Source organism: Pseudomonas sp. B6002 (genome assembly GCF_013385985.1).
Classification (GTDB): Bacteria; Pseudomonadota; Gammaproteobacteria; order Pseudomonadales; family Pseudomonadaceae; genus Aquipseudomonas.
In genome coordinates this window covers 1-841 of record NZ_JACAOY010000020.1, presented here as the reverse complement: position 1 = coordinate 841, position 841 = coordinate 1, and the positions used below count along the sequence as shown (strand labels likewise).

General features: G+C 62.3%; 1 protein-coding gene. It reads right to left on the bottom strand.

Annotated features, from left to right (window positions below):
• Positions 1-841: DUF6531 domain-containing protein (locus HX792_RS23195; protein WP_256349886.1), on the bottom strand; the 841-nt coding region annotated here is incomplete at both ends.

Here is an 841-nt window from a genome sequence, read left to right as displayed (position 1 = left end):
CGGCAGTGGGCAGCGGAAACTCAGTCGAGCGGTTCTCATGATCCGTCCACACCACCGAATCACCAGAAACGACAAGCCGATGCGCCAGCGCATGGCTCCAGCCGAACCCCAACCCGCAATCCACTTCCACGGCGCTGGTGCGATACAGCCGTGTCCACTCAAATGGCAATATCCCATCGAGCGTGCCATCGGTAAGGGTGAGCAATTCCTCGCCGGTGACCATCGACACCGGGCAGCCGTTCTTGCACGTAGTCGCCGAACAGGTTGCCGCATCGCCGTTCTGGTTCTTCCCCGACGCAGGCACATCATCCACATGCTCTTTCTGCGTCAGCACCGCGTTCTGCCGTGCCCGCCAGCGCATCTGCATCGTGCCTTGTTTCAGCCCGCCGACCACGCCGCGAACCGCCACGGCCTTGTAGCGATCCACCGCCTGCATGAACTTCGTCAGAATCGCCAAAAGGCTCTTAACAAAACCCACCGCCGCATCAAGGATCTGCGCGCCGTACTTGACCAGGCGCAACCCCAGGTAAGCCACGCCCGCCGCGGGTAATGCGATGGTCAAGACCGCGCCAATCACCAGGTCAATCAGCAACGACACCGCAAACCCGGCTGCCTTCTCGGCCATCTCGCCGGGGGGCAGCGCATCGAGCCAGAGCATCGCCGTGCGCACTATCAGGTACAGCGCGGCCTCGTCACTGGCCAGCAACATGGCCTGTTCCATGACCTTGGGCGTGTCGGTGGCCAATTGCGCCAACTTGGCGGCCTGATCGCCCAGCTGCTCGGCGAACTTGAGCGGGTCTTCAAGAATCGCCTGGACCAGCTTGATGCTGTCCCACACCTC